The 2,441-nt window shown below is 33.4% G+C and carries 3 protein-coding genes; 2 read left to right on the forward strand and 1 reads right to left on the reverse strand.

From position 1 onward, the window contains the following. Positions 1-239 (forward strand): hypothetical protein (locus ABD734_RS07805; protein WP_344703134.1); only part of this gene is annotated, 239 nt, incomplete at its 5' end. Positions 240-255: 16 nt separating this feature from the next. Here the strand turns inward: ABD734_RS07805 and ABD734_RS07810 are convergent. Further along, positions 256-963, reverse strand: a complete 708-nt coding sequence (locus tag ABD734_RS07810) for a hypothetical protein (protein WP_344703136.1) — start codon at positions 961-963, stop codon at positions 256-258. Between the two features lie 346 nt (positions 964-1,309). On the opposite strand from ABD734_RS07810, the gene ABD734_RS07815 reads away from it, so the two are divergent. Further along, entirely contained in the window at positions 1,310-2,311 is a 1,002-nt protein-coding gene (locus ABD734_RS07815) for a protein rep (protein ID WP_344703138.1), read from the forward strand. Positions 2,312-2,441 lie beyond the last annotated feature (130 nt).

Below are 2,441 nucleotides of genomic sequence, written 5' to 3' on the forward strand. Positions count from 1 at the left end.
CCTTTTTTATATTATTAGCGTTTGTTCTTTTTGCATTTTTCTTAATTGATAATGGTGAAAAGGAAAATGTTGATGATAAAATGCATTATGTATTACGTTTATATATTACTGGTATTGTAATATTCTTTTTCATTACTGATTTTATATATGGGTGGAGTAATTCTTTTGTTTATATAATGGCTATGATACCAATTATGTATGTAACAGTAAAAAACAATAAAACGAGTGCTAATGTATAGCACTCGTTTTATTGTTTTATTGGGGAAATACTCCAGTGAAAATTGGTGTTACAGGAGGTCTTCCTGTAAATCTAAAATATACGCCACTTCCGTTGTTATTATTGTATAGAAGAGCAGAACTTCCACCTAGTACTAATGTTGCGCTAGCAGCTAAAGCTTTTACTATTGCTGTTGGTGCTGAAAACCATGGAGACCAGATAGCAACTAAGGTGGATACACCTGCGCCTCCAGCTAAAGCTTGGGCTGTAGTTCTTGTTAAATTATCATTTAGATATGCTCTATATCCCCACCAATATCCTCTTATGGCATTTATTCCTGCTGACATAGTGGTTATAGTTTTTGTTTGTATTTCATTATTAGATTTATTGTTAAATGTTATTACGTTGTTATTAATAGTGGCTGTTTCATTGAATTCTTTTTCTGTGACTTGGTTTAATGAATTATTTTGAGTTTTAATTGCTTGTTTAATTGCTTTAAAATTTGTTGTCCCAACTACTTTGATTAATGCAGCTTGGTTTTTAATTACAAAACGATTATTCTCTATGACTATGTACGGATCTGCTTTAGAAATTGTTTCAGAGTTTAAATTTTCAGATGTTGTTTCAGTAGTTTTGTTGTTTTTATTTTGATGAATTGTTTCAGCCTGAGCCTGAACAGATAGAACTTCAAAACTAATACTACTGATAACCATTAATGTTGCTAAGAAAATGATTAATTTTTTCATAAAAAATCCTCCTTTGTTATTATAAGGTAATTATCACCTAGAGGATTTTTTTAATCAATGGTATATAAATAAATGTCATATTTTTTGCAGATATGCAAAAAAGTGTTAATAGAGAATTAAAAAAGAGACCCTGTTTAAGGATCTCTTTTTGCTTTTAGAAACGAGTTAAAAACGAGTTTCTTCTTATCTTGATACTATTAGAAATAACTCAAAGATTTAAAGATGGCTTAAAGCCTTGATATGTAAGGGTTCAGGTCTGTTTTGAGTGTATAAAATAATTTGACATAGTAAAACCCCAGTATTATAGTTTAATTGTCGAGAAAAAACTAATACCGGGGGTTTTTATATGCATTTTTATAATACAACAGAAAACACGAATAATCAAGATGAACACGCTTTAAAAGATGTTACGAAATCGGGTAAAGAAAGACCGTGGCGAGAAAAGAAAATTGATAATGTCAGCTATGCTGAACTGTTACAAATCCTTAAATTCCAGAAAGCCGGTAATGTAGGTGCCTGTGGGCGGGTATTGGAATTTAAGCCGACGGATGAAGGCTATCTCAAATTATTCAAGACATGGTTTTGTAAATCAAAACTCTGTCCGGTGTGTAATTGGAGGCGTTCGATGAAAAACAGTTATCAAGCGCAGCGAGTGGTAGAAGAAGTGATTAAGGAAAAACCAAAAGCCCGTTGGTTGTTTCTCACGTTGACGGCACGAAATGCGGTAGATGGACATGATCTGAAAAGTAGTTTGTCGGAATTAACGAAAGCATTTAATAAGCTGAAGATGTATGCCAAAGTCAAAAAGAATCTGATTGGGTTCATGCGTTCGACTGAAGTGACAGTAAACCAAGAAACAGGGGCATACAATCAACATATGCATATTTTACTGTGTGTGGAAAATAAGTATTTTAGAGGAATAGATAATTACATATCTCATGAGGATTGGACGGTTTTATGGCAAAAGGCATTAAAAATAAACTATCGACCGATTGTTAAAGTCCAAGCCATCAAGCCGAATAAAAAAGGCGATTCGGATATTCAATCTGCGATTAAAGAAACAAGTAAGTACTCGGTAAAATCTGCGGATTATCTGACGGAAGATGATGAAAGAAATTTGGAAATTGTCTCGGATTTGGAACATGGGTTATTCCGAAAACGGATGATTTCCTATGGTGGATTATTGAAAGAGAAACATAAGCTTTTGAATTTGGATGATGCTGACGATGGGAATTTGATTCAAACATCTGATGAAGAGGAACCATCAGACAATGAAGAAGAAGCCAACTCTATAATTGCTATTTGGAATTATAGTCGGCAGAATTATTATTTGAAATTAGAGCGATAACATCAGATAAAGATGAGCGATAATTTAGGGGGGACTCGCATAAGCGAGTCCCTTTTTGCGTGAGCAAAAACTGGTTTGAGCTGTCTGCAAGACTACACGATTTAATGACTTAGTGATAACTAAGTCTAGT

This window comes from Salinicoccus jeotgali (assembly GCF_039538805.1).
GTDB lineage: Bacteria > Bacillota > Bacilli > Staphylococcales > Salinicoccaceae > Salinicoccus > Salinicoccus jeotgali.